This window comes from Sphingomonas flavida (genome assembly GCF_036663655.1).
Taxonomy (GTDB): Bacteria; Pseudomonadota; Alphaproteobacteria; order Sphingomonadales; family Sphingomonadaceae; genus Sphingomonas.
On record NZ_JAXOJH010000001.1, the window covers coordinates 178,547 to 203,584 of the forward strand.

Consider the following 25,038-nt stretch of genomic DNA (forward strand, 5'->3'; position numbering starts at 1 on the left):
GACGTCCGGGGGCGAGGGCTTTCCAATCGATACGATTAGTTCTATACCGAGCGTTATGAAAAATATCCTGCCCGCGTGCAAAGGGCGTCCGCGCGAATTCTGCACCGAACAGGCGCTGGCCTCCGCGCTCCGCGTCTTCTGGAGCAAGGGGTATGAAGGCGCGTCGATGGCCGACCTGACCGAGGCGATGGGTATCACCAAGCCCAGCCTCTATGCCGCCTTCGGCAACAAGGAAGCGCTGTTCCACAAGGCGCTCGACCTCTACGAGGCCGAGAAGCTGGCCTATATCCGCGACGCGCTCGACCAGCCGACCGCGCGTGGCGTGGCCGAACATCTGTTGCGCGGCGCATTGGAGGCGATGACCAGCCAGTGCGAGCCGCAGGGTTGCCTGGGCGTAATCCATTCGGTCGCCTGCGGCTCGGAGGCGGAGTCGATCAAGGCGGAGGTCGTGTCGCGGCGGGCATCGTCGCAGGCGGCGATCGTTGCCCGGTTCCAGCGCGCGGTCGACGACGGCGATCTGCGTGACGATGTCGACCCGAACGGCCTCGCCAACCTTCTCTATGCCTTGTTGCAGGGAATGGCCGTACAGGCCGGATCGGGCGTTTCGCGCGAACAGCTCGAAAGTCTGATCGTCACCGGGCTGGTACTCTGGCCGTCACGCTGACGGCGAATAATTACATACCACCCGGTATAAAATGCTTGACGGCTGTACGCAGCATTAATATACCAACCGGTATCGAAGGCAAGTGCCTTCCTGCAAGTATGAAGGCGAGACAGCAGTGCCGACGGCGTGGGGCCGTCGACTTCGACGGGCGATGGTCTGTCGGGGCGGGATGTCGCGCGACGGAAGAGGGGTTTCATCATGGCCTATGTCGCTTTTCAGGAAATCGGCGCGGCGCGGATCGCGCGTGATGCGGTGCTGGCGCAGCAGGGTGCCGCGGCCGTTCGGCCCGACGCGCGTCTGTCGGCGCTCGAATGGCAGGTCGTGGCGCTTGCCCGCCGCGACCGGGTTTCGAGCCTGCGCGAGCCGAGCCGCCTGACCCGCGCGATCAGCAACATCTTCGGCGAAACCCGCAATCCACGCCTGGCCGATCCCTCGCTGGAGGCGCTGCGCCGGATGGCCGTGCTCAGCTGGCACAATGGCTATAGCGTGCCCTCGCATGAGGTGCGGGCATTCCTGGCCTCGGGCTATTCGGCCGACCAGTATGAGTTGATGGTCGACAGCATCGCGGTTGCTCTCAGTGATTCGCGGCGGGCTGCGCGCGGTGTCGCGGCGGAGTGAGGCTGCACCGCGCCGACGCCCCCTTGCCCTTTGCGATACCTAGCGTACCTTGGGGGCAGGATCAGCGACGGAGCAGATCATGGCGGCCGAACTGCGTCTGAACGACCCATTCTCGATCATCACCCTGTCCATGGCCACGCCGGGTGATGAGGCCGACCGCGCCATGCCGTGGGAAAACCTGTTTGCGTGGCCGCGGCGGGGCGATGTGCAACTGGCCCTGGACGACCATTCGCGCGAGGCGCGTGACATATGGGCGACCCGGCTGGACCATGCGGTGGCGCAGGCGGACAAGGCCGTGCTGCTGGTCGCCGAAGGGGCCGCATGCCTCGCCAGCATCTGGTGGGCACGCCTGTCGCCCAGCCATTATGTCTCGAAGGTGGCGGGCGCGGTCTTCTTCCAGCCGCCTGCGCCCGGCGCGCTCGACCGGCAGGGGGGGCAGCTCTTTGCCTCGCCTGATATCGCCTTGCCTTTTCCATCGCTGGTCGCGGATCCATCGATGCGCGGGTCGGCATTGGCGCAGCTTTGCGGCGGACGCCTGCTGGAGGCGCCGGTCGCCGCTCCGATTCCGACAGGCATGTGGCGGCAGGCGCAACGGCTGATCGAACGGCTGTCGGCGGGTGTCGTCGAACAAGACCTGCGGGTCCTGCGCACGCTGGGCGTCGCTGATCGTTCATAAAAAACGGCCCGACGGAGTGCGATCCGCCGGGCCAGTCATTCGCCGCAGGGAGCTTCCATTGGCGAGGCAGGAGCGGCGAGGGGGCAAACGGCCCCGCCACCGAGAGAGAAACTACAGGCCAGCCGCACCATTGGCGGCGGTTTCATTCTCCGACAGCACATCGTTCGAGAGCGCGGCATTGTCGGCCGGGCCGAAATCGTCGTTCGCGAGTCCATCGCCGCCAAGCGTGGCGACATTGCCATTGTCCGTCGCCGTGACGTTCGCCGAACCCTGGGGCGAACAGGCGGCCAGCGCCAGCACAGGGATCGTCAGGATCATCGGCAGGCTGTGGCGTCGCGTCATTGGTTCGATCCCCTTGGCAAGTCGTGTATGGGCCTGTTCGGCTTGCAGGATTTAATACAGACCAAATTGATGGGATATAAGCACGGGAAATCTTGGGAGCGCGATAGCTGGGCTTTGTGGCGTAGCGTGGTCGTCGCGGTCCTGGCCCTGGTCACGTGCCGGACGGCACAGGCGCAGGTGCCCCTGACGGGCGATGCGATCGACGAGCGCGCCGCCCTCATGCTCGATGCGACGCAATATGCCGCCGCCTCCGGCCAGTCGCCGGATGCCGCCTTTCGGGCGCTGACGGTGCAACAGGCCTCGGTCGCGCTGACCGACGCACTCCAGTTGGAGTTTGCGGACCGCTTGGCGGGACTCTCGGTAGGCCACACGCCATTCCATGTCGATCTGCTGCTGACCGGTGATGCCCCCGTGGCCGATCGGACCGTGATGGTCGCGGGGCAGCCGGTACTCGTGCGGTTTCGCACCGGGGCCTTTGCGACCCATGCCCAACTGATCGTCGCGCTCGCACTGCACCAGACCGAGATACGCGCCAGTCTCTTACGGCCGCCCGGCATGGGTATCGATCCGCGCATCGGCGCGCTGGTGGTGATGGTGTCGCGCGCCGATCTGGAAGTCGAGCCGGCCGATGCCATGCGCGACCGTATCGCGCGGCTGGCCGGTGTTCCGGTCCGCATCGCGACACTGGAGGCACCCGACAGGGACCTGGCCGATCTGCGGGGCGGCACACGCATGGTCGGCGTCGATCCCGCCGATGGGCGGCGTTACGCCTGCACCAGCGGTTTCGTCGTCCGTCGCGGTGTCGAGAGCGGGGTCGTCACCGCCGCCCATTGTCCCGACGATCTGTCCTGGATCGACCGTGACGGGCACGCGCAGCCGCTGCGTTTCGCGGGACAGTGGGGCTGGGGCTATCAGGACGTTCAGGTCCATGTCAGCCCGACGCCGCTCGCGCCGCTCTTCTGGAGCGACACGGCCAAGACCATCTCGCGGCGTGTCGTCGGGCTCCGTCCGCGCAGCGGCACTCGGGCAGGCGACATCGTCTGCCATCGGGGCGAACGGACGGGCTATAGCTGTGCCGAGGTCTGGATGCCCGACTTCGCACCCGCCGGCGATCTGTGCGGCGGGGGATGTACCCCGACCTGGGTTGCGGTACGCGGCCCGACCTGTCGCAGCGGCGATAGCGGTGGGCCGGTCTTTCTGGGCGGGACCGCCTATGGCATCGTCAAGGGCGGCAGCTATCGTGGCGACGGAAGCTGCGCCTTCTATTATTATATGTCGCTCGATTTCCTGCCCGATGGGTGGACGCTCGCGACCGGTTGAAGGATCAGATTATCGACCTACCGCGTTGGCCTGATCACGGAACAACGTGGCGGAAGGCCCTGATATGAAAGCGATGATCCTCGATGCGCCCGGCGGGCTCGACCGGCTGCGTCTGGTCGAGCGGCCCGATCCGGGCGCGCCCGGACCGGGCATGATCCGGGTCCGGCTTCATGCGACCTCTCTCAACTATCATGATTACGGCGTGGTGTCGGGGCGGATGCCGACCGAGGATGGGCGTATCCCGATGGCCGACGGCGCCGGGATCGTCGAGGCGGTGGGCGACGGCGTCGGTGATTTCGCCGCCGGGGATGCGGTCGTGACCTGCTTCTTTCCCGATTGGCAGGAGGGCCCGGCACGGGTGGGCGATTTCCAGCGTGTGCCGGGCGACGGTATCGACGGCTATGCCTGCGATGTCGTCGTCGCGCCCGCCACCGCCTTTACCCGCGCGCCAAAGGGCTATGACCATGTCGAGGCCGCGACGATCACTACGGCGGGGCTGACCGCATGGCGAAGCCTGGTCGTCGATGGTGGGCTGAAAGCGGGTGACCGGGTGCTTGTGCTCGGCACCGGCGGCGTGTCGATCTGGGCACTGCAGATCGCACGAATGATGGGAGCCGAGGTCGCCGTCACCTCGTCATCGGACCAAAAGCTTGAGCGGGCCCGCAGCCTGGGTGCGGCGCATGTCGTCAATTATCGGACGCAGCCGGATTGGGGCAAGGAGGTCTATCGCTGGGCAGGTGAAGGCGTCGACCATGTGGTCGAGGTCGGCGGCCCGGCAACGCTTGCCCAGTCTATCGACGCGGTACGGATCGGCGGCCATATCGGGTTGATCGGCGTCCTGACCGGCCGCGCAGGCGAGGTGCCAACCGCCACCCTGATGGCCAAGCAAGCGCGGCTGCAGGGCCTGATCGTCGGCAGCCGCCGGATGCAGATGGAGTTCGTCCGGGCGCTGGACACCGCGCAGTGGCGGCCTGTGGTCGATCGCCGCTTTCCGCTGGCCGAACTGGCCGGCGCCTTCCGGCTGCAAGAGAGCCGCGGACATTTCGGCAAGATCGGGGTCGAATGGTAACAAGGCCGACCACATGTTCTCACCGGGGAGGCGGGAGCGGGACGGTCTGACGCTTTCCGCTCCCCCGCGCCTCAGCGGCCGAGCTGGGCCCGCAGATCGACGATGGTGGCACTGATATGGTCGATCAGGAAGCCCGCCACCCGCGCCTCGTCGCGTGCCAGCCAGGCGTCGAGCAGCGCATGATGCTCCTCATGTGCCCGGTCCTCGCGGCCTGCGGGCTTCAGGTGCTGAACGACGTAACGCTCGGCCAGCACCTGCAACCGTTCGATCAGCTGAAACGTCAATGCGGCACCGAGTGGACGGACCAACGCCAGGTGGAAGGCGCGATTGCGGTGCGCGACCTCGTGAAGCGCATCGCTGGCCGCGACGTCGAGCGCGTTCAACGCCTCGCGCGCGGCATCCTGGTCAGCCGCCGTGGCGACGCGGGCGGCGCGGGCTGCTGCATCCGGTTCGATGGCGAGGCGAAGCTCATAGATTTCTTCGGCTTCCGCCGCGCCCAGGGAGCGCACGAAGAAGCCGCGATTGGCCTGGCTGGTCAGCAGGCCTTCCTGTTCCAAGCGAGCCAGCGCCTCGCGCAACGGAATTTTGCTGACGCCCAGTTCATTGGCCAGCGCGTCCTGCCGGATCGGCTGTTCTTCGGGAAGGTCGCCGCTGATGATGCGTTCGCGGATGATCGTAAAGATCTGTTCGGACAGCGTGCGAACGACAAGGCTCATTATTCTCTCTCATGCCGACAGGCCAAGAGAAGCCTGTAAAATTAGGACAATGGAATGCAATAAGTCAGTAACATAGACCTGTTTGCCACGACCTGCCAAGGGCATGAATTATCCCAACGGAACACCGTCGCGCAGTTCACGAAGCCACACCGTCGCGGTGCCATCCGATGGCGCGCGCCAGTCGCCGCGCGGTGACAAGGCACCGCCGGGCGATACCTTTGGACCATTGGGCAGGGCCGAACGCTTGAACTGGCTGGTCTGGAAGAAGCGGGTCAGGAACCGTTCCAGCCAATGGCGAATGGTCGCCAGATCATAGGCGACGCGCGCATCGTTAGGCAGGTCGTCGGGCCATCCACCCGCCTGGGCGTCGTGCCACGCATGCCAGGCCAGAAACGCGATCTTCGACGGCTTCAGCCCATAGCGGATGACGTAATGCGCGAAGAAGTCGTTGAGCGCATAGGGGCCGATCATCGCCTCGGTAGACTGCATCGCGCCGCTGGCATCGGCGGGCACCAGTTCCGGCGAGATTTCCTGCGCCAGGATCGCGGCGAGGACGCGATTGGTCTCGCCGTCATATTGTTCGGTGCGGATACACCATCGAATGAGGAACTGGATCAACGTCTTCGGCACGCCCGCATTGACGGCATAATGGCTCATCTGATCACCGACGCCATAGGTGCACCAGCCCAGCGCCAGTTCCGACAGGTCGCCGGTGCCCAGCACGATGCCGCCACGTTGATTGGCGAGGCGGAACAGATAATCGGTGCGCAGGCCCGCCTGGACATTCTCGAACGTCACGTCGTGCACCGGCTCGCCGCTGGCAAAGGGGTGCTTCATGTCCTTCAGCAGTTGCTGGGCCGCCGGGCGGATGTCGATTTCCTCGGCCGATACGCCCAAGGCGCGCATCAGCGCCCAGGCATGGGCCTTGGTCCCCTCGCCGGTGGCGAAACCCGGCATGGTGAAGGCCAGGATACGGTTCCGCGACCAGCCCAGCCGGTCGGTCGCCTTGGCGGCAACGATCAACGCATGGGTGGAGTCGAGTCCGCCCGACACGCCGATGATGAGTGTCCTGGCACCGCTTGCGGACAGGCGCTTGGCCAGCGCCTCGACCTGGATGTTATAGGCCTCGTAACAATCGGCATCGCGGCGCGCCGGATCGTCCGGCACGAACGGAAAGCGATGGACCGCGCGGCGAAGACCGTGCTCGGCCGCCTCCGCCCCGTGGACGAAGCCGATCCGCCGGAACCTCTGCTCGGGGTGCCCCGCAACGGCCGCCGCATCGTTGAAGGTCCCGAAGCGCAGCCGCTCCTGCAGGATTCGCTCGACATCGATATCGGCTGTGGTCAGCGACGGCTCGCGCAGGAAGCGTTCGGATTCGGCGATCGTCTCGCCCAGTTCGTGGATCAGACCCTGACCGTCCCAGGACAGGTCGGTCGTGCTCTCGCCGATCCCGGCGGCCGAATAGACATAGGCGCAGGCGGCGCGCGCGGACTGGGCCGCGGCCAGCATCGCCCGGTCGCGTGCCTTGCCGATGACGATGTTCGATGCCGACAGGTTGCAGCAGATCGTCGCCCCGGCCAGCGCACCCAGCGTCGAGGGCGGGGTAGGCGCCCAATAATCCTCGCAGATTTCGGCATGGAAGACGAAGCCGGGCAGATCCTCGGCCGCAAAGATCAGGTCAGTGCCGAAGGGCACGTTCTGCCCGTCGAGATCGATGGTCAGGCCGGTCAGCCCCGCGCCGCTCGCGAACCAGCGCTTTTCATAATATTCACGGTAATTCGGCAGAAAGGTCTTGGGCACCACACCCAGGATCCGCCCCCGCGCGATGACGATGGCGCAGTTGTAGAGCCGACCGTTGCGGGGCAGCGCCGCCCCCACCAGCATGACCGGCGACAGTGCCGCACTGGCATCCACCATCTCGCCCAGCGCCGCGAGCGTCGCCGCGTGCATCGCACCCTGAAGATGAAGGTCGTCGATCGCATAGGAGGTCAACGACAATTCGGGAAAGACGATCAGGTCGACCCCGTCCTCATCCGCCCGCCGTGCAAGGTCCAGCATGGCCAGTGCATTGGCCTCGGCATCGCCGACCGAAGCCGCAGGCGTCGCGGCGGCGACGCGGATCAGGCCATGGGTGTGAAGCGCGTAAAAGGGGTGATCCTGCATTCTGCCGGGATAGCGGGGTGGGGAGGGGCGCGCCAGCCCGTGTGACTTGCTGGGGGATAGGATGCGAGGGTTTCCCTTAGCCTTCGACTTCACTCAGGCTGAACGGGGTGGGGATAAAACCCCGCGTACCCAAACATCCGTTCAGCCTGAGCGAAGTCGAAGGCCATGCCCAACCTATCCTGCTGCAATTCAAACCTCGCTGAGATAAGCGCGAGCGATACACCTTTGGCTGAGGCTCTATGACCATCACCCTTCACGGCATTCCCAATTGCGACACGATGAAGAAGGCTCGCACCTGGCTCGACGAACATGGCGTCGTGTACCGCTTTCATAACTACAAAAGCGACGGCATCGACGAGGCCACGCTCCGCCGCTGGGTCGATCAGCTCGGCTGGGAGGTGCTGCTCAATCGTGCCGGGACCACTTTTCGCAAGCTGGACGAGGCCGACCGGCAGGACATCGACGCTGACAAGGCGATCCGCCTGATGCAGGCGCAGCCCTCGCTCATCAAGCGGCCGGTGCTCGACCGGGACGGCGCGCTGACCGTGGGGTTCAAGCCGGAGCGATACGCCGAAATCTTCTAGTCCGGTTGAGGGGGGTGGAGCGCGGCGGGCGGCGGGGTTAAGGCGGCCTCATGTCAACGACCTACACGCTCGACACCGCGACCAGTCGCGCCAATCCCACGCCCGCGCCGATGAAGCGGCTGACCGTGCCTGCGATCCGCCGCGCCAAGGGTGGCACACCGCTCGTCATGCTGACCGCCTATACGGTGCGTTCGGCGCAGCTGCTCGACCCGCATTGCGACATGCTGCTCGTCGGCGACAGCCTGGGCCAGGTCATTTATGGCCTGCCGTCGACGGTGCCGGTCACGCTCCAGATGATGGCGGCGCACGGCGCGGCGGTCGTGCGGGGCAGCTATCATGCGGTCGTCGTCATCGACCTGCCCTTCGGCAGTTATGAAGCTAGCCCGGAAAAGGCGTTCGAAAACGCGGCCTGGCTGCTCAAGGAAACCGGTGCCGCCGCGGTCAAGCTGGAGGGCGGCGTTGCGATGGCGCCGACGGTTCGCTTCCTGGTCGAGCGTGGCATTCCCGTCATGGGGCATGTCGGCCTGACGCCGCAGGCGGTCAACGTGCTTGGCGGCTATGGCGCGCGCGGCCGAACGTCGGAGGAAGCCGCCAAGATCGTGGCCGATGCCGTAGCGGTGGCCGATGCGGGGGCGTTTTCGGTTGTGATCGAAGGCGTGGTCGAGCCGATCGCGATAGAGATCACCCGCACGCTGGCCTGTCCGACGATCGGCATCGGCGCGTCCGCCGAATGCGACGGCCAGGTCCTGGTCGGGGAGGACATGCTGGGGCTGTTCGACCGCACCGCGCGCTTCGTTCGCCGCTATGAAACCATGGGCGAGCGCATCGGCGATGCCGCCCGCGCCTATGCCGAGGATGTCCGCGCCCGCCGTTTTCCGGGGCCCGAGCAGATCTATGCCCCGCGCGACGGGGGATAAATCAAGGCCGCTTCCCACCGGGCCCGCTCCTCGCTAAAGGTCGCGGCTTCATTGTTGCCTTGATCCAGAATAGCGGAGCCCGTCTTGGCCCTAACGCCCCAATCCAGCCAGGCCTTCATGAGCGAGGTCGACGACGAACTGCGTCGCGAGAGGCTGACGACCTTCTGGACCCGCTGGGGCTTGACTATCGGTGGCATCCTCGTCGTCGTCCTCGCGGCATTCGGTGGCTATCTGTACTGGCAGCATCGCCAGCATCAGGCGGCCGCCGCGGATGGCGAGCAGTTGCAGGCCGCCTATGACGCGCTGGCTCAGAACGACGCGAAGGCGGCGGGCGACAAGCTGAAGACGCTGGCCGGATCGAATGTCGATGCGTACCGCGCGCTGGCCGAGTTCACCCAGGCCGACATCCTGCTGCAAAAGGATGACATGAAGGGTGCCTCGGCGCGGTTCGCGGCGATCGCCAACGACGCCTCGCTGGCCAAGCCGTTCCGCGACCTGGCGCTGGTCCGCCAGACCATGGCGGAATATGACACGCTGAAGCCCGAGGCGGTCGTGGCGCGCCTTAGTGGCATGGCGGTTCCCGGAAACGCCTATTTCGGCAGCGCTGGCGAGATGGTCGCCGTCGCCTATCTGCGGATGAACAAGCGTGACCAGGCGGGCCGCCTGTTCGGGCAGATTGCCAGCGACAAGGATGTGCCCGATACGCTGCGGCAACGTGCTGTTCAGATGGCCGGTGTATTGGGGGTCGACGCGGTCGGCCAGAGCGAGGACACCAAGACCCAATGACGAAGAATTTCCGCACCTCCGCGGCGCTTGCCGCGCTGATGGCGCTGGGCGCCTGCGGGGTGTTCAAGTCCGCCCCCAAGAAGACGCCGACCGTGGGCAACCGCGTGCCGATCCTGGTGTCCGAAACTGGTGTCGAGGCCGACAAGACCATCGCCGACGTGCAGGTGACGCTGCCCGCGCCCGAGACGAACCCCGAATGGGCGCAGCCAGGCGGCAATGCGGCCAAGTCGATGGGCCAGTTGGCCCTCGCCGAGCAGCCTCGCCGGGTCTGGGATGCCACGATCAACGGCGGTTCGGCGCGCGATCCGCTGGGCGCCGCACCAGTCGTGGCCGAGGGCAAGCTGTTCGTCGTCGATGCCGAGGGCGACCTGGTGGCGTTGAATGCCGACACCGGTGCGAAGCTGTGGTCGACGCCGGTCACCGAGGGGGACGATAATCGTCTGGCCCGCTTCGGCGGCGGGGCGAGCTATGACAGCGGGACCGTCTATGCGACCGATGGCCTGGGTGATGTGATCGCGGCCAGTGCGGCCGACGGCAAGATCCTGTGGCGCGCCAAGCCGAGCGGCCCGCTGCGCGGTTCGCCGACGGTTGCCAACGGCAATGTCTATGTCCTGACCCAGGACAACCAGTTCTACGCGATCAACCAGGCCGACGGTAAGGTCGTCTGGGCCGGGCAGGGCACGCTGGAGACGCAGGGTGTGTTCGGCGTTGCGGCGCCCGCCGCCAGCCAGGGCACGGTCGTCGCCGGTTTCTCGAGCGGTGAGCTGAACGCCTATCGCTACGAGAATGGCCGTATGCTGTGGCAGGATGCCCTGTCGCGGACCAGCATCTCGACTTCGGTGTCGACCCTGTCGGATATCGACGCGGCACCGGTGATCGACCAGGGCCGCGTCTATGCGCTGGGCCAGGGTGGTCGCATGGTCGCCCTGGAACTGTCGACCGGCCAGCGGCTGTGGGAACAGAATTTCGCAGGCATCTCGACGCCGTGGATCGCAGGCGAGTGGATTTTCCTTGTCACCGACGATGCGCGTTTGGTGGCGCTGGCCCGATCGAGCGGCAAGGCGCGCTGGATCGTGCAGCTTCAGCGTTTTCACAACGAAAAGAAGAAGAACGGCGCGATCACCTGGTTCGGTCCGATCCTGGCGGGCAACCGCCTGATCCTGACCAATTCCGAGGGGCAGATCGTCTATGCCAATCCGGGTGACGGATCGGTGCAGGCGACGGTCGAGGGCAAGACGCCTTTCGCCCTGCCGCCGATCGTGGCCAACGGGACGCTGTACGTCCTGGATCAAAAGGGGCGTATCAGCGCCTATAAGTGAGTTCGCGACCGCCCCGTGGGACATTTGTCCCACGGGGTGGCGTATTTCATACCGCTATACGCGTGACGAAAGGCTCGCCTTTCGCTAACGGCATGCGATGGCTAATCTCCCTATCGTCGCGATCGTCGGACGTCCCAATGTCGGCAAGTCGACGCTGTTCAATCGTCTTGTTGGAAAGAAGCTGGCGCTGGTCGATGACCGCCCCGGCGTGACCCGCGACCGGCGCGAAGGCGACGCGCATCTTCTCGGCCTGGACTTCCGCGTGATCGACACGGCCGGTTACGAGGACGAGGACCCCGATACGCTCCCCGGCCGTATGCGCCGCCAGACCGAGGCGGCGGTCGGTGAGGCCGATGTCGCGCTGTTCCTGGTCGATGCGCGCGCGGGTATCATGCCGCTGGACGAGGAAATCGCCCGCTGGCTGCGCAGCTCGGACACTCCGATCGTGCTCGCCGCCAACAAGGCGGAGGGCCGTGCGGCCGAACAGGGCATCCTGGAGGCTTTGGCCTTGGGCTTCGGCGATCCGGTCCAGCTTTCGGCCGAACATGGCGAAGGCATTGGCGATCTGTTCGAGGGACTGCTTCCCTATATCGACCGTGAGGTCGAGGAGGAGGAAGAAGATGTCGACCTTGAAAATCCCTATGCCCCGCTGAAGCTGGCGATCGTGGGGCGCCCCAATGCGGGCAAGTCGACGCTGATCAACCGCTTCCTAGGCCAGGATCGTCTGATCACCGGGCCCGAGGCCGGGATCACGCGCGATTCGATCGCGATCGACTGGGAATGGCATGACCGCGATGGCGAAGTCCGCCAGGTCCGCCTGATCGACACGGCGGGTATGCGCAAGAGGGCCAAGGTGCAGGACAAGCTGGAGAAGCTGTCCGTCGCCGACGCGCTGCGCGCGGTCGACTTTGCCGAGGTCGTGGTGTTGTTGCTCGACGCGACGCTGGGGCTGGAGTCGCAGGATCTGCGTATCGCCGACCGTGTGCTCGAAGAAGGTCGCGCACTGCTGATCGCGCTGAACAAGTGGGACGTGGCCGAAAGCCCGTCGTCGCTGTTTAACGGCGTTCGCAAGGCGCTGGAGGACGGACTCAGCCAGGTGAAGGGCGTGCCGCTGCTCACGGTGTCGGGCGCAACCGGCAAGGGGCTCGATACGCTGATCGAAGCGGCGTTCGAGACCCGCGCCGCCTGGTCGAAGCGTGTGCCGACCGGTGAACTCAACCGCTGGTTCGAGCGTGCCGTCGACGCCAATCCGCCGCCAGCCCCCGGCGGCAAGCGGATCAAGCTGCGCTACGTCACCCAGGTCAAGTCGCGTCCGCCGAGCTTCGTGATCTTCGGCACGCGGGTGGATCAGTTGCCCGCCAGCTATGAACGCTATCTGGTCAATTCGATGCGGCGCGAACTGGGCTTCGGCGCGGTTCCGGTACGGCTTACGCTGCGCGCGCCCAAGAACCCGTTCGCCAAACAAGACTAAGGGCAGGGGCGAAAGCCCCGCCCGCTATTTTCGCATCCTTCGTCCTTTCTGAGTGAAGGCCAAGGGGCATTCCAGCCACGCTGGTGGTGGAAGGGCTCGCTTGGCCATCGCCTTCGCTCAGGCGGGACGAGCCGGGATGGCTTTGGTCAAAAATAGCGGGGCGGGTTGTCGGACCCGCCCCGTCACCATTACCCGTGCAGATGCGGTGCGGCGCCCGACTTCGGTGTGTCGTCTTCCGCCATGGCGTTCAGCTGGACATAGTTCTGGATGCCCATGCGCGCGATCATCTCGAACTGGCGCTCGAGCGTATCGACATGCTCTTCCTCGCTCGCCAGGATGCGCTGGAACAGGTCGCGGCTGACATAGTCGCGAACTTCTTCGCAATAGGCGATGGCTTCCTTGAGCTGGGCAACGGCCTCGATCTCGATCGCCAGGTCGCCCTTCAGGACCTCCTCGACCGTCTCGCCGATGCGCAGGCGGCCAAGCAGCTGGAAGTTGGGCAGACCGTCCAGGAAAAGGATACGCTCGGCCAGCCAGTCGGCGTGGCGCATCTCGTCGATCGATTCCTTATACTCGAACTGGGCGAGCTTGTAGACGCCCCAATGGTCGAGCAGCCGGTAATGCAGGAAATACTGGTTGATCGCGGTCAGCTCGTTCTTGAGCGCCTCGTTCAGAAATTCGATAACCTTCGGATCGCCCTTAACCGCCATGTGTCCGTCCTTTGTGATTTTGGCGCACCCTAGTTGGGCGACGGACCGGACGGCAACCGATTTTTATGCGTGAACAATATGGGCATTGGTGGGCCCGGCAGGACTCGAACCCGCAACCTAGCCGTTATGAGCGGCCAGCTCTAACCGTTGAGCTACAGGCCCCACCGAAGATGTCAGTAGCGTGACGCGCGCGCCGTTCGCAACGGGAAAAGTCAAAGAAAAAGGGCACCTCCGCAAAGGAAGGCGCCCTTTTCCGACATAACAGTCGGCGCTCCGGACCCGAGGGTCCGGGGCGGCATTACTGCATGTTGTCCGCCTTGGCGTCGGCAGCGTCACGGACGTTGTCGGCGGCAGCGTTCATGTTGTCGGCGGCGTTCTCGAGCACGGCAGCAGCGGCGGTGTTCGAGGTGTTGTCGGCAACCGCGTCGAGGTTGTCGGCCTGCATTTCCATGTTGTCAGCCATCATGTCCGCGTTGTTCTCAACAGCGGCCGCTTCCGGCGACTTCGTGCAGGCGGCCACGGACATCAGGCCGGCGGCAGCGAGAATAAAGGCAATCTTCTTCATTCGAATGCTCCCAAGCATAAGCAATCATCGCGGCCGACCCGATTGCCGTCGCGAAGCGGCTCAAATAACGCGCGGTTCATCGCGGTCAATCCGCAAAATTCACTTCGCGGCAAGGTTCGCGACGAACCGATGGCGGCTATCGGGCTTTTTCAAGGCGTTGTCGTTACGAAAACGTTACCGACGGACCCCGCTCAGCGTGGCGTCACGGGGCCGATCGACTCGGACGCGTTGGCGACGACCGCCAGCATCGCGGTCCAGGCGGCGACATTCTGACGCAGTGCGGCGGGGTCCACGCGGTCGAGTACGTCATCGGGCGTGTGATGGGTATCGAAATAATCCCAGCCCGACTGGTTCAGGTCGATCGCGGCCGTGCCCTGCTTCAACGTCGGGCCGATATCGGTGCCGTCGCCGCCCAGGCCGCTGCCTCGCGTGATGCCCAGGGGCGCCAGCGCGGTCTGCAGACGATCCGCGACCGGCTTTGCCCCAGTCGGCAGGTTCACTTCGAAACGCCAGATGCGATCCGCGCCGAAATCGCTTTCGGATGCCGTGGCATGGCGTTCGCCCGCATGAGCCGTGGCATAGGCCGCGCCGCCCATTCCGCCGACTTCCTCGGCCCCGAACCAGACGACGCGAATGGTCCGGCGCGGCGTGCCCGCGTCCAGGATCCGCTTGGCCGCCGCCGCCGTGATCGCCACCCCGCTGGCATCGTCAATCGCGCCGGTGCCCAGGTCCCAGCTGTCGAGATGGCCACCGACTAGGACGATACCCGCCGAAGGATCGCTGCCAGGCACCTCGGCGATGACATTGCCCGATTCGCGGGTGCCGACCATGCGCGGCGTCAGGACCAGCTTCATGCGGACCGGGCGGCCACGTGCGGCGATTCTCTCCAGTTGCTCGGCATCGGGGACTGATAGCGCCGCGGCCGGGATCGGCTTCACGCCTTCGGGAAAATTGGTCGTGCCGGTATGCGGGAAGCGGTGATGGTCGGTGCCGATCGAGCGGATGACGATGGCGACCGCGCCGCGCTTCGCCGCCAGTGCCGGGCCGGTGAAGCGTGCGGTGCCATAGGCACCGTAGCCTGAGCCGTCCTGCGTCCGGGGCATCGCATTGCCGATATAGACGATCCGGCCCTTGATCGCGTCGTCCGGTGCCGCCTGGAACGCGGCCATGCTCGGAAAGACGGCCACCTCGGCGGTCAGCCCGGCGGCAGGTGTGGCGCCGGAGTTGCCCAGGGCGGCCAGGGTCAGTTTCTGGGGAAAGGGCGCGACAATCTCGGCCGTCTCGGCGCCGCGTTCCCATACGGGCATTTGATAGGGTTCGATCCGGACGTTCTTGAAACCGAGCGCGGTCAGCTTGGCGACCGCCCATTGCCGGGCGCGAGCCTCGGCCTCGGTGCCCGCCAGTCGCTGGCCGACCTCGGTCGTCAGCCCCTCGACGATGTTCCATGCGACATCGTCGTTCAGCGCGGCGTCGCGCAGGCGCTCGACCTCGGGCGCTATCGACGCAGGGGGCGGCGGCGGGGTGCGTTGTGCCAGGGCGGGGGAGGACAGGGCGGAGGCGGCCAGGGCCGCGAAAAGTAAGCGCTTCATGGCGCGGAGTGTTACGCAGCCGGTCTCGTTTGCCAACCGCCCGCGCAACCACTACATGGACGGGCAAACATCCTACAGTCGCACAAAGCACGGAGCCTCGCGCCGCCATGGCCGTCCAATATACCTATGTGATGAAGGGTCTGACCAAGACCTTCCCCGGCGCCAACAAGCCTGTCCTGAACAACATCCATCTTCAGTTCCTGCCGACCGCCAAGATCGCGATCATCGGCCCGAACGGCGCGGGCAAGTCCACGCTGATGAAGGTGATGGCGGGCATGGACACCGACTTCACGGGCGAAGCCTGGGCCGCCGAGGGGGTCCGCGTCGGCTACCTCGCGCAGGAGCCGCAGCTCGATCCGACGAAGGACGTGATGGGCAACGTCAAGGACGGCGTGCGCCCGGTCGCCGATCTGGTCGATCGCTTCAACGCCATCTCGGCGGAGATGGGCGATCCCAAGGACGACACCGATTTCGACGCCCTGATGGAAGAAATGGGCGAGCTTCAGGCCAAGATCGACGCTGTCGACGGCTGGTCGCTCGACAGCCAGCTGGAACAGGCGATGGAAGCGCTGCGCTGCCCGCCGGGCGATGCCGATGTGTCGAAGCTGTCGGGTGGTGAGAAGCGCCGCGTGGCACTGTGCAAGCTGCTGCTCGAAAAGCCCGACGTGCTGCTGCTCGACGAACCAACCAACCACCTCGACGCCGAAAGCGTGTCGTGGCTGGAAAATTACCTGAAGGAATATGCGGGTAACGTCATCCTCGTCACCCACGATCGTTACTTCCTGGACAATGTCGTGAACTGGGTGCTCGAGCTCGATCGCGGCCGCTATTACACGTACGAGTCCAACTATTCCGGCTATCTGGAAAAGAAGGCCAAGCGCCTGGAGCAGGAAGAACGCGACGAGGCGGGCAAGCAGAAGGCGATCGCCGACGAGCTGGCCTGGATGCGTCAGACGCCCAAGGCCCGCCAGACCAAGTCGAAGGCGCGTATCCGTGCGTTCGACGAGCTGATGGCCAAGCAGGAGAACCGCGTCGCGGGCAAGGCGCAGATCCTGATCCAGATCCCCGAGCGCCTGGGCGGCAAGGTGATCGAGGCCAAGGGCCTGACCAAGTCCTATGGCGACAAGCTGCTGTTCGACAATCTCGACTTCATGCTGCCGCCCGGTGGTATCGTCGGCGTCATCGGGCCGAACGGCGCGGGCAAGTCCACGCTGTTCAAGCTGATCACCGGCCAGGAACAGCCCGATGCGGGCACGATCGAAATCGGCTCGACCGTGAAGCTCGGCTATGTCGACCAGAGCCGCGACGACCTCGATCCCAACAAGAATGTCTGGCAGGAAATCTCCGACGAGCTCGAGGTCTTCCGCTTCGGCAAGCAGGAACTGGGCACGCGCGCCTATGTCGGCGCGTTCAACTTCCGCGGGCCCGACCAGCAGAAGAAGGTCGGCCAGCTGTCGGGCGGTGAGCGCAACCGCGTTCATATGGCCAAGATGCTGAAGGAGGGCGGCAACGTCCTGCTACTCGACGAACCGACCAACGACCTCGACGTGGAAACGCTGCGCGCGCTGGAAGAGGCGCTGGAGACGTTCGCGGGCTGCGCCGTGGTCATCAGCCACGATCGCTTCTTCCTCGATCGCCTCTGCACCCACATCCTGGCATTCGAGGGCGACAGCCATGTCGAATGGTTCGAGGGCAATTACGAGTCGTATGAAGAAGACAAGCGCCGCCGCATGGGCGACGCCGCCGATCGCCCGACGCGCCTGGCCTATAAGAAGCTGACCCGCTGATCGAACGATCCTTCGGGTTCACGCTACGCCCTTCCCGAGCGATCGGGGAGGGCGTTCGCGTATCCGGGCGCGGCGGCGCTTTACACCGGCGCGGCCAATCCCCATCTGAACCGTTATAACGATAGAGAAAAAAAGGGCGCGGTCGGGAATGGCGGTAGTGGAGCAGGCGCAAGGCGACGATCGGGAAATCGCCAGCGCAGGGCAGTTGCATTATCGGCTCCGCCAGCAATCGGTCCTCGCGGCCTTCGGGATCGAGGCGCTGCGTGCGCGCGATCTCGACCCAATGCTGCAGCGTGCGACGGAGTTGTGCGCGGAAGGCATGCGATCCTCTTTCTGCAAGTTCCTGGAATATAGAGCCGATCGCGACACGCTGCTGGTCCGTACCGGGGTCGGTTGGGGCGAAGGGGTCGTCGGATCGACCGAGATGCGGACCGACCTGGGCTCGCCGGCGGGCTTTGCGCTCCAGACGGGTCAGGGCGTCATCTCCAACCATCTCGACCTGGAAGAACGGTTCCGTACGCCTCAGTTCATGACCGATCACAGGATCCGCCGGGCGATCAACGTCCTGGTCGAGGCGTCCGGCCAGCGTTACGGCGTGCTGGAGGTCGACAGCCCTGACGAGGGGCGGTTCGAGGAAGCCGACCTCGCCTTCATGCAGGGCTTCGCAAACCTGATCGGCGTTGCGATCGAACGGCAGGAGGCGGAACGTCGTCTGGCCGAGGCGGTGGAGCATCAGCAACTCCTGACCCGCGAGGCGAGCCACCGCGTAAAGAACAGCCTTGCGTTGGTATCCGCCATGCTCAACCTGCAAAAGCAGGAGGATGACGACCCCCGCGTCCTGCGCATGCTGAACGACGCACAGGCGCGAATCGCGGCCATCGCGCAGACGCATGACCGGCTGTGGCGTAGCGAGCGGGTGGGCATGGTCGCGCTAGACGATCTGGCTTGCGGCATCGCCGAGGAACTGGCGCAGCAGGCCAAGGATCATGAAGTCCGCTGCGACATCGAGGCGATCGAGATGAACGCCGACATCGCCATCCCGATCGGTTTGATGCTGACCGAGTTACTGACCAACGCGATCAAATATGCCTATGGCGAGGAGGGCGGCGTGATCGACGTCTCGCTTCACGCCCGCGACGGCCAAATCATCCTGTCGGTGCGCGACAAGGGGCAGGGCCTGCCGGTCGATTTCGACATCAAGGCGGCCTCGCGTCGCAGCTTGGGTATGCGAATGATCACCAGCCTGGCGCGACAGGTGCGGGGTGAAATCCGGTTCGAGAATGCCGAACCGGGCACGGTCGCAACCCTGACCATGCCGGATCCGAGGGATTGAATATCCTTCCCGCTACGGGGAGGATTAGCGCATCCGCTTTACGAAGGTCCGGCCGTCCTCGCGTCGTTCGGTCTGGAAATTGGGCACCGCCTCGATCAGGTCGGCCAGACGCTTGAACCCGTAATTGCGCGTGTCGAAGCTCGACCGGTTGCCCGCCAGCTGGCCCATCGACGAGAGGCTGGCAAAGCCGCGTTCGTCGCGCTTGACCGAATTATAGGCGTCGACCAGCAGCTTGAGCAGTTCCTCGTCGATCGGCCGGGGCGTGCCCGCCGTCCGCTTCCCTTGGTCGATCGACGGCGGCAGTGATTCGGCAAGTGGCACATCCGCCGCAGCCGGCTTCGCGCTTGCCGGGCGGGCCGCTTCACCGATCAGTGCGCCGACGTCGATGAAGCGGCTGCACGCCTGCTTGAAGGCCTCGGGCGTCCGGCTGTTGCCGAAGCCATAGACCGGTGAGCCGTCTTGGCGGATACGCGTCGCCAGCGGCATGAAGTCGCTGTCCGACGACATGATGCCGAAGCCATCGATCCGCCCCCGGAAAAGAAGGTCCATCGCGTCGATGGTCATCTTCATGTCGGTGGCGTTCTTGCCCTTGGTCAGGTCAAACTGCTGCTGCGGCTCGATCCCGTGCTTGACCATGACGTCGCGCCAGCCTTTCAGCCCAGGCTTGGACCAGTTGCCATAGGCGCGACGGACATTGACGGTGCCGAGCTCGGCTAGCACCGTGAGCACGGGGTCGATGGCGGCCGACTGGGCGTTGTCGGCGTCGATGAGCAGCGCGATGTTGCGGGTCAGGGCGTTCATGCATGCCCGTCTAGCAAAGCGGGCGGTCAGCTTCCACGTCGCATTGCATCGACGCCGATCGACCCGCCACCCGCAGCCGCCAGATACAGGAAGGCGAAACAGTACAAGATCGCGGCTTCACCGCCATTGGCAAGCGGCAGGAAACCCTGCGGCGCGTGTGCCATGAAATAGGCAACCGCCATCTGGCCCGACAGGATGAAGGCGACTGGCCGGGTGAACAGGCCCGCCAGCAGGAGCGCGCCTCCGACCAATTCCATCACGCCTGCGGCCGTCAGCAACGGATTGAGCGGCATGGGGAAGGGCGGCAGCGCGAAGAACTTCGAAACGCCGTGTGACAGGAATAGCAGGCCGAAGACGGCGCGGAACAGTGACAGGAGCGGGGCGGACCAGCGAGCGGGAATGGGCATGGTCGATCAGCTTTCGCAACGGGCCACGCCGATCGCGGCCTCTTGCGGCCATCATCGCCAATCCTTGATTCCTGACAAGGATCGGTTCCGAAACGATTGGTTGCCCGTACCGTTACTGATCGGGATAGGTGATTGCCATCACTTCATATTCCCGCTCACCTGCGGGCAGTACGACGCGTCGCAAATCCCCTATGGCCGCGCCGCGGAGTGCGCGGGCCAGCGGCGCATTCCAGCCGACCCGGCCTTGGCCCGCATCGGCTTCGTCATCGCCGACCAGGGTCAGGACGCGCTGGTTGTCATCCTCGTCGGCGATGGTGACGGTCGCCCCGAACCAGACCTTGCTCCGGTCTTCCTGCCGGGCGGGGTCGATGACCTTGGCCGCCTTCATCCGCTTGGAGAGCCAGCCCAGCCGACGATCTATCTCGCGCAGCCGCTTGCGACCATAAATATAGTCGCCATTCTCCGACCGGTCGCCATTGCCCGCCGCCCAGGCGATGGTGTCGACCAGCTTCGGGCGCTCCACCGCGAACAGCGCCTCATATTCCTGGCGAAGCGCCGCATAGCCGGCGGGGGTGATGTGGTTGGGACGGTCCATCACCCCGCTCTATCGCACGACCAGCAATCTTCAACCGCGCTTCAACCGGGACGGGAGGACTTGCCCAGATACCAGCTGAGCGGCGTCGGGCCCCGGCTGGTGGCACGCGCCGGGTTCATCAGGTCGTAGACGACGGCATTTTCCAGCACCCGCTGCACATAGTTGCGGGTTTCCGAATAGGGGATCGCTTCGATCCAGTCGACGATGTCGACCGTGCCGGTGCGGGGATCGCCATTGGCGCGCAGCCATTTGTTCACATTGCCGCCGCCTGCATTATAGGCCGCGATCGCCAGCGGATAGCTGCTGAAATTGCTGCGGACCCGTTCGAAATAGCTGGCACCGAGCTGGATCGACAGATTGGGGTCGGTGGTCAGCGCGGCGGGCGAATAGGACAGGCCGATCTTGCCCGATTGTTCGGCGGCCGTGGCGGGCATCAGCTGCATCAGGCCGCGCGCACCCGCATGGCTGACGGCGGCTCGGTCGAACTGGCTTTCCTGGCGGGCGATGGCGTGGATGATCGTCCAGCTTTGCTCATAGCCGGGCGGCACCGTGATCGTCGGAAAACCGGCGGCGGAATAGTCGGTCAGCCCGTTCTGCATCGCGCTGCGCCCGACCATCACCGCCAGATCGGGTCGGTTGATGGCGCGGGACAGATCGGCGGCGAGCAGATGATCGGTTTCGGTCTCCGCATCCGCCGCGATCTGGCGGACGAAGGCGCTCTGGTCCTGCCACTGCCCGATCTGGCCCAGGAACCGGGCGGCGCGAACCGTCTCGCGCGTGTCGAAGGCGGCGCGGATGGCAGGCGGTACGTTCGTCGCGGCGATCGCGGGCGGCGCGACCAGGGGGCGACCGGTCCGCTCGAGCGCGAGCTGGCCATAGAATTGATCGCGATATTGCGCCGCGCGGTTGTAGAAAGCGGCGGCATCGGTCGATCGTCCCGCCGCTTCCGCCGCGCGCCCGGCCCAGTAAAAGCCCTTGGCCCGCGTCTGCGGCGACTGGCTGCCCCGGCCATAGCGGTCGAACAGCGTCATCGCATCGGCGGGGCGCGCCAGCTTCATCGCGGTCTGCCCGCCAAGCCAGACCAGGCTCGTATAATCGTCCCGCTCGCCATAAGGCTTGGTCGAGACATCGGTGCCGACGGGATAGGCATCGTCGACCTGCCGCGCGATGTCATAGGCGGTTTGAAGCTGGCCATCCGCCGCCGCCGCGCGCGCGTTGACGAGCAGCGCCTCGTAGAATTTCTCGACATTGCCCGGACGAACCGTGAGCTGTCGGGTGCGAGCCAGCCAGGATCGTGCGGTCAGGCTGTCGCCGGTATCGCGCAGCCAGCTGGCCCGGTCTGCCACGTAACCCGCATCGTTCGCATAGAGTTCGGCGGTGGAGGCGGACAGGCTGGCGGCATCGGCGGACTTGGTGCGAAAGGCGAGGCGGGCTGCGAAGACCGGCCGCCGTGCAGCGCTGGTATAGCCCAGCTGGCGGGCGGCGGCGCTCGTCTGCCCCGACCAGAGCAGCGCGTCCATGCGCGCGTCATGATCCTCCGGGCTGATCGCGGAGGCGAAGGTCGTCATCACCAGCGCCTCGTCGGTCGGTGACAGGGTGCCGCGCCGCCATGCCGTCCGCGCCGCCTGCGCCGCTTCCGCCGGGGCGCCCGTTGCCAGCAGGGCACGGGCATAGGCGACACCGCCCGCTGCCGACTGGGGCGGGAAGCGACGGAAATAGGCGACGATGCTGGACGGCGCGGCGGTGAAGTTCGCCGCCTGCTTCTCGGCGGCGCGACGATTGCCCGCCTCGCCCGGCCAGCCGGGATGCGCCATCAGGAACCCGGCATAGCTGTCGAAGGGCAGCGCATCGGTCTGTTGCAATGCCCGCCACTGGGCAAGCGCGGCCGCGATCGCACCATCGGCGGGCGCGGGCATGGCCTGCGACGCCTGGTTCGGGCTCATGTTCGCCATCTGCGTGCGATACCGTTCGAGCTGGTCCTGCCCGCCCGGCGCTATCATCGATCCCGCCAATGTTGCAAGGAGCGCCCCCGCCTTCGTCAATGCCATCATGGTGGACAGAATAGGGACTCTACCCGTACATGTCCTGAACAAATTGTCCCACTCGGCGCAGCAGGAGCGCATTTCCTCTCATGTTTTCAGGGTCCATTCCGGCGCTTGTGACGCCGTTCGACGATCAGGGCGGTCATGTCGGCGGAGCGTTCGACGAGGCGAAATTCCGCGATTTCGTGGAATGGCAGATTGCCGAGGGTTCGACGGCGCTGGTCGCCTGCGGCACCACCGGCGAAGCCGCGACCATGCCGAAGGACGAGCATTTCCATGTCGTGCGCGTCTGCGTCGACCAGGCGCGCGGTCGCGTGCCGGTGATCGCGGGGGCCGGGTCGAACGATACGATCGTCGCCATCGAGAACCTGAAGGCCGCGCAGGAAGCGGGCGCCGATGCCGCGCTGATGGTGCCGCCTTATTACAACCGACCCAGCCAGGAGGGCATCGCGCTCCACTTCGCCGAGCTGGCGAAGAATGCGCCGCTGCCCATCGTCCTGTATAATGTGCCCGGCCGGACGGTGACGGATATCCAGCCGGCTACGCTGGTTCGTGTGGTCCAGAATGCGCCCGAGATATTCGTGGGCGTGAAGGATGCCAGCGGCGTGCTGGCCCGTGTGTCGCACCATCGCAAGGGACTGGGCCCGGACTTCTGCCAGCTGTCGGGCAATGACGATCTGGCGCTTGCGTTCAACGCGATGGGCGGGGTCGGCTGCATCTCGGTGACGGCCAATGTCGCGCCGCGTCTGTCCGCCGATTTCCAGGCGGCCTGCGCCGCCGGGGACCAGGTGCGGGCGCTGGAGCTGCACGACCGGCTGTTCCCGCTGCATGAGGCGATGTTCGCCGATGCCTCGCCGGGGCCGGTGAAATATGCGCTCAGCCGGATCATGCCGCATTTCCCGCGGGGCGTACGCCTGCCCATGACCTGGCCGTCCGAGGCCGCCCGCGCGCAGGTCGACGCGGCGCTGGCGCATGCGGGGCTGATCTAGGCCGCGTTTCGGCCGCATTCCTGCGTCAGCATCGACCATGTCGGGCAACGCAGGGAGAACGGCGGATGTGGACGGTGGTGATGCTGGCTTTGCAGGCCGGTGCGGTGGCGGGGCCCGTATTGCCGGTGCCGAGACGTGCCCCCACGGCCCGCCGCTGCCCGGCGGACGATACCGGCGATGATGTCGTCGTCTGCGGACGATCGGCGGATGCCGACCGGATCGGCACGGTGCCGGACTATTCGCGCGCCTTCACCCTGCCGCGGGCACGAACCGACATTCCCGGCGTCGGCACATTGTCGGCCGAAACCGAGCAGGCTGGCGTCGGCGGCTTTCCCAGCAATCGCGCGATGATCCGGCTTAAAATTCCCCTGGGCGGTCGTCGCAAGCCATGACCGTCCCGTTTCGGAAACCAGACAAAGGCCGAACAGCGGCTTTTCATGGCGGCATTCAGCGCCTACATCGACCCGTCCATGCGCCCGAAACCCCAAACCTTCGACAAGAAGAAGATCGTCGCCGAGAACCGGCGCGCCCGCTTCGACTATGCCATCGAGACCACCTATGAGGCCGGTATCGCCCTGACCGGGACCGAGGTGAAATCGCTTCGCTTCGGCGAGGGATCGATCGCGGAATCCTATGCAGAGGTGCGCGGCGAGGAAGTGTGGCTGGTCAATTCGAACGTGCCCGAATTCAGCCACGGCAACCGCTTCAACCACGAGGCAAAGCGGCCCCGTAAATTGCTCCTTCATGAGCGCGAAATAAACAAGCTCCACGGTGCGGTGGCGCGCGAGGGCATGACCCTGGTGCCGCTGATGATCTATTTCAACTCGCGCGGCCGCGCGAAGGTGGAGCTGGCTTTGGCGAAGGGCAAGAAGGCGCACGACAAGCGCGATACGATCAAGGAGCGCGACTGGAAGCGCGAGCAGGGCCGCATCCTGCGCGATCGCGGTTGATGGCCACGGCCGTGCCGACCATGTGGGGCCGTTCCATGGCCTGGGTCCGCCGCAACATGCCGACCCGCGATTCGATGGAGAATAACCGGCTGCTCCGGCCGGTCGCCCACCGTGTCCTGGCGCCCGAGCTGTGGCGCTTCACCCGGCGGTCGGTGCCGCGCGGTGTTGCGCTGGGGGTGGTGGCAGGGTTCTTTTTTCCGGTCGCGCAAATCGCGATCGCGGCGGTCTTCGCGCTGCCGTTCCGCGCCAACGTGCCGGTCGCCGCACTGACGACCTTCATCACCAATCCATTGACCACGCCGATCCTGTGGGTCATCGCCTATCGGATCGGCGCGTTCCTGCTGCGCAGCGAGACGCCGATCAACACCCAGCCGGTGGCCGAGGCGGCGACCGGCTGGCTGCAATGGGCATTCAGCGCGTTTCACTGGCTATGGGAAAAGGGGCCCGCCTTCGGACTGGGGCTGTGCGTGCTGACCGGCGGTTGCGCGGTGATCGGCTATGCCGCCTCCGCCCTGGGATGGCGGCTGTGGATTGCGCGAAAGTGGCGCAACCGACGGAAAAGCCCTGCGATCTGATAGCGGTATCGCCGTTCACCGCGCAGTTCTAACGGTTTGACTAGGCGTAT

26 protein-coding genes and 1 tRNA gene are annotated in these 25,038 nt (G+C 65.6%); 16 read left to right on the forward strand and 11 right to left on the reverse strand.

The window, feature by feature from the left end; genetic code table 11:
* Nucleotides 1-55: 55 nt before the first annotated feature.
* From U1703_RS00730 to U1703_RS00740, 3 genes are all read left to right on the forward strand, one after another.
* Nucleotides 56-664: a TetR/AcrR family transcriptional regulator gene (locus tag U1703_RS00730; protein WP_332784183.1), complete on the forward strand. Its 609-nt coding sequence runs from the start codon at nucleotides 56-58 to the stop codon at nucleotides 662-664.
* A gap of 198 nt (nucleotides 665-862) precedes the next feature.
* Entirely contained in the window at nucleotides 863-1,282 is a 420-nt protein-coding gene (locus tag U1703_RS00735) for a hypothetical protein (RefSeq protein ID WP_320451089.1), read from the forward strand.
* Nucleotides 1,283-1,361: 79 nt separating this feature from the next.
* A complete protein-coding gene (locus U1703_RS00740) occupies nucleotides 1,362-1,958 on the forward strand; it encodes an alpha/beta hydrolase (protein WP_332784184.1) in 597 nt (198 codons plus the stop codon).
* A 111-nt stretch (nucleotides 1,959-2,069) separates the two neighbouring features.
* Here U1703_RS00740 and U1703_RS00745 read toward each other — a convergent pair whose 3' ends face one another.
* Complete coding sequence (locus tag U1703_RS00745) at nucleotides 2,070-2,300, reverse strand: hypothetical protein (protein ID WP_332784185.1); 231 nt, start codon at nucleotides 2,298-2,300, stop codon at nucleotides 2,070-2,072.
* A 69-nt stretch (nucleotides 2,301-2,369) separates the two neighbouring features.
* Here U1703_RS00745 and U1703_RS00750 point away from each other — a divergent pair, with 69 nt between their 5' ends.
* Both U1703_RS00750 and U1703_RS00755 read left to right on the forward strand, forming a co-directional pair.
* Nucleotides 2,370-3,620 (forward strand): chymotrypsin family serine protease, encoded by a 1,251-nt coding sequence (locus U1703_RS00750; RefSeq protein ID WP_332784186.1) that lies wholly within the window; start codon nucleotides 2,370-2,372, stop codon nucleotides 3,618-3,620.
* 64 nt (nucleotides 3,621-3,684) lie between these two features.
* Nucleotides 3,685-4,689, forward strand: a complete 1,005-nt coding sequence (locus tag U1703_RS00755; RefSeq protein ID WP_332784187.1) for a zinc-dependent alcohol dehydrogenase family protein — start codon at nucleotides 3,685-3,687, stop codon at nucleotides 4,687-4,689.
* Between the two features lie 71 nt (nucleotides 4,690-4,760).
* Here U1703_RS00755 and U1703_RS00760 read toward each other — a convergent pair whose 3' ends face one another.
* Together U1703_RS00760 and U1703_RS00765 are read right to left on the reverse strand one after the other, a co-directional pair.
* A complete protein-coding gene (locus U1703_RS00760) occupies nucleotides 4,761-5,405 on the reverse strand; it encodes a GntR family transcriptional regulator (RefSeq protein WP_320451084.1) in 645 nt (214 codons plus the stop codon).
* Nucleotides 5,406-5,513: 108 nt separating this feature from the next.
* On the reverse strand, nucleotides 5,514-7,568 hold the full coding sequence (locus tag U1703_RS00765) for an NAD(+) synthase (protein WP_332784188.1): 2,055 nt from the start codon (nucleotides 7,566-7,568) through the stop codon (nucleotides 5,514-5,516).
* A gap of 239 nt (nucleotides 7,569-7,807) precedes the next feature.
* On the opposite strand from U1703_RS00765, the gene U1703_RS00770 reads away from it, so the two are divergent.
* The 5 genes from U1703_RS00770 to der all read left to right on the forward strand — a co-directional run bounded on the left by U1703_RS00770 (nucleotide 7,808) and on the right by der (nucleotide 12,645).
* Nucleotides 7,808-8,152, forward strand: a complete 345-nt coding sequence (locus U1703_RS00770; protein ID WP_332784189.1) for an ArsC family reductase — start codon at nucleotides 7,808-7,810, stop codon at nucleotides 8,150-8,152.
* Nucleotides 8,153-8,202: 50 nt separating this feature from the next.
* Nucleotides 8,203-9,069, forward strand: coding sequence for a 3-methyl-2-oxobutanoate hydroxymethyltransferase (gene panB / locus U1703_RS00775; protein ID WP_332784190.1), 867 nt, complete (start codon nucleotides 8,203-8,205; stop codon nucleotides 9,067-9,069).
* Between the two features lie 117 nt (nucleotides 9,070-9,186).
* On the forward strand, nucleotides 9,187-9,855 hold the full coding sequence (locus tag U1703_RS00780; RefSeq protein ID WP_332784191.1) for a tetratricopeptide repeat protein: 669 nt from the start codon (nucleotides 9,187-9,189) through the stop codon (nucleotides 9,853-9,855).
* Complete coding sequence (locus U1703_RS00785; protein WP_320451079.1) at nucleotides 9,852-11,174, forward strand: outer membrane protein assembly factor BamB family protein; 1,323 nt, start codon at nucleotides 9,852-9,854, stop codon at nucleotides 11,172-11,174. The genes U1703_RS00780 and U1703_RS00785 overlap by 4 nt, the downstream gene beginning before the upstream one ends.
* Before the next feature lie 97 nt (nucleotides 11,175-11,271).
* On the forward strand, nucleotides 11,272-12,645 hold the full coding sequence (gene der / locus U1703_RS00790; protein WP_320451078.1) for a ribosome biogenesis GTPase Der: 1,374 nt from the start codon (nucleotides 11,272-11,274) through the stop codon (nucleotides 12,643-12,645).
* A gap of 188 nt (nucleotides 12,646-12,833) precedes the next feature.
* Here the strand turns inward: der and bfr are convergent, their stop codons facing one another.
* The 4 genes from bfr to U1703_RS00810 all read right to left on the reverse strand — a co-directional run bounded on the left by bfr (nucleotide 12,834) and on the right by U1703_RS00810 (nucleotide 15,509).
* Nucleotides 12,834-13,355 carry a bacterioferritin gene (gene bfr / locus U1703_RS00795; RefSeq protein ID WP_332784192.1) on the reverse strand — a complete coding sequence of 174 codons (522 nt, stop codon included), beginning with the start codon at nucleotides 13,353-13,355 and terminating at the stop codon, nucleotides 12,834-12,836.
* An 86-nt stretch (nucleotides 13,356-13,441) separates the two neighbouring features.
* Nucleotides 13,442-13,517: transfer RNA gene (locus U1703_RS00800), tRNA-Ile, on the reverse strand.
* 136 nt (nucleotides 13,518-13,653) lie between these two features.
* Nucleotides 13,654-13,920 carry a hypothetical protein gene (locus U1703_RS00805; protein ID WP_320451076.1) on the reverse strand — a complete coding sequence of 89 codons (267 nt, stop codon included), beginning with the start codon at nucleotides 13,918-13,920 and terminating at the stop codon, nucleotides 13,654-13,656.
* 191 nt (nucleotides 13,921-14,111) lie between these two features.
* Entirely contained in the window at nucleotides 14,112-15,509 is a 1,398-nt protein-coding gene (locus tag U1703_RS00810) for a M20/M25/M40 family metallo-hydrolase (protein ID WP_332784193.1), read from the reverse strand.
* Between the two features lie 107 nt (nucleotides 15,510-15,616).
* Between U1703_RS00810 and ettA the strand changes: the two genes are divergently transcribed.
* Both ettA and U1703_RS00820 read left to right on the forward strand, forming a co-directional pair.
* Nucleotides 15,617-17,296, forward strand: coding sequence for an energy-dependent translational throttle protein EttA (gene ettA, locus U1703_RS00815; RefSeq protein WP_320451074.1), 1,680 nt, complete (start codon nucleotides 15,617-15,619; stop codon nucleotides 17,294-17,296).
* A 148-nt stretch (nucleotides 17,297-17,444) separates the two neighbouring features.
* A complete protein-coding gene (locus U1703_RS00820; protein WP_332784194.1) occupies nucleotides 17,445-18,629 on the forward strand; it encodes a sensor histidine kinase in 1,185 nt (394 codons plus the stop codon).
* 24 nt (nucleotides 18,630-18,653) lie between these two features.
* Here the strand turns inward: U1703_RS00820 and U1703_RS00825 are convergent, their stop codons facing one another.
* The 4 genes from U1703_RS00825 to U1703_RS00840 form a co-directional block, all read right to left on the reverse strand.
* Nucleotides 18,654-19,430, reverse strand: a complete 777-nt coding sequence (locus U1703_RS00825) for an NYN domain-containing protein (RefSeq protein ID WP_332784195.1) — start codon at nucleotides 19,428-19,430, stop codon at nucleotides 18,654-18,656.
* A gap of 26 nt (nucleotides 19,431-19,456) precedes the next feature.
* The gene (locus U1703_RS00830; RefSeq protein WP_320451071.1) at nucleotides 19,457-19,837 is read right to left on the reverse strand and encodes a DoxX family protein; all 381 of its coding nucleotides are present in this window, start codon (nucleotides 19,835-19,837) and stop codon (nucleotides 19,457-19,459) included.
* 112 nt (nucleotides 19,838-19,949) lie between these two features.
* Nucleotides 19,950-20,432: a transcription elongation factor GreB gene (gene greB / locus U1703_RS00835; RefSeq protein ID WP_332784196.1), complete on the reverse strand. Its 483-nt coding sequence runs from the start codon at nucleotides 20,430-20,432 to the stop codon at nucleotides 19,950-19,952.
* 41 nt (nucleotides 20,433-20,473) lie between these two features.
* Nucleotides 20,474-22,483, reverse strand: coding sequence for a lytic transglycosylase domain-containing protein (locus tag U1703_RS00840; protein WP_332784197.1), 2,010 nt, complete (start codon nucleotides 22,481-22,483; stop codon nucleotides 20,474-20,476).
* Between the two features lie 80 nt (nucleotides 22,484-22,563).
* On the opposite strand from U1703_RS00840, the gene dapA reads away from it, so the two are divergent.
* The 4 genes from dapA to U1703_RS00860 all read left to right on the forward strand — a co-directional run bounded on the left by dapA (nucleotide 22,564) and on the right by U1703_RS00860 (nucleotide 24,988).
* Nucleotides 22,564-23,463, forward strand: coding sequence for a 4-hydroxy-tetrahydrodipicolinate synthase (gene dapA / locus U1703_RS00845; protein ID WP_320451068.1), 900 nt, complete (start codon nucleotides 22,564-22,566; stop codon nucleotides 23,461-23,463).
* Nucleotides 23,464-23,528: 65 nt separating this feature from the next.
* Nucleotides 23,529-23,855: a 5'-nucleotidase gene (locus tag U1703_RS00850; RefSeq protein WP_332784198.1), complete on the forward strand. Its 327-nt coding sequence runs from the start codon at nucleotides 23,529-23,531 to the stop codon at nucleotides 23,853-23,855.
* Between the two features lie 78 nt (nucleotides 23,856-23,933).
* Nucleotides 23,934-24,413, forward strand: a complete 480-nt coding sequence (gene smpB, locus U1703_RS00855) for an SsrA-binding protein SmpB (RefSeq protein WP_320451276.1) — start codon at nucleotides 23,934-23,936, stop codon at nucleotides 24,411-24,413.
* Nucleotides 24,413-24,988, forward strand: a complete 576-nt coding sequence (locus U1703_RS00860; RefSeq protein ID WP_414712005.1) for a DUF2062 domain-containing protein — start codon at nucleotides 24,413-24,415, stop codon at nucleotides 24,986-24,988. The genes smpB and U1703_RS00860 overlap by 1 nt, the downstream gene beginning before the upstream one ends.
* The last annotated feature ends 50 nt before the right edge of the window (nucleotides 24,989-25,038 follow it).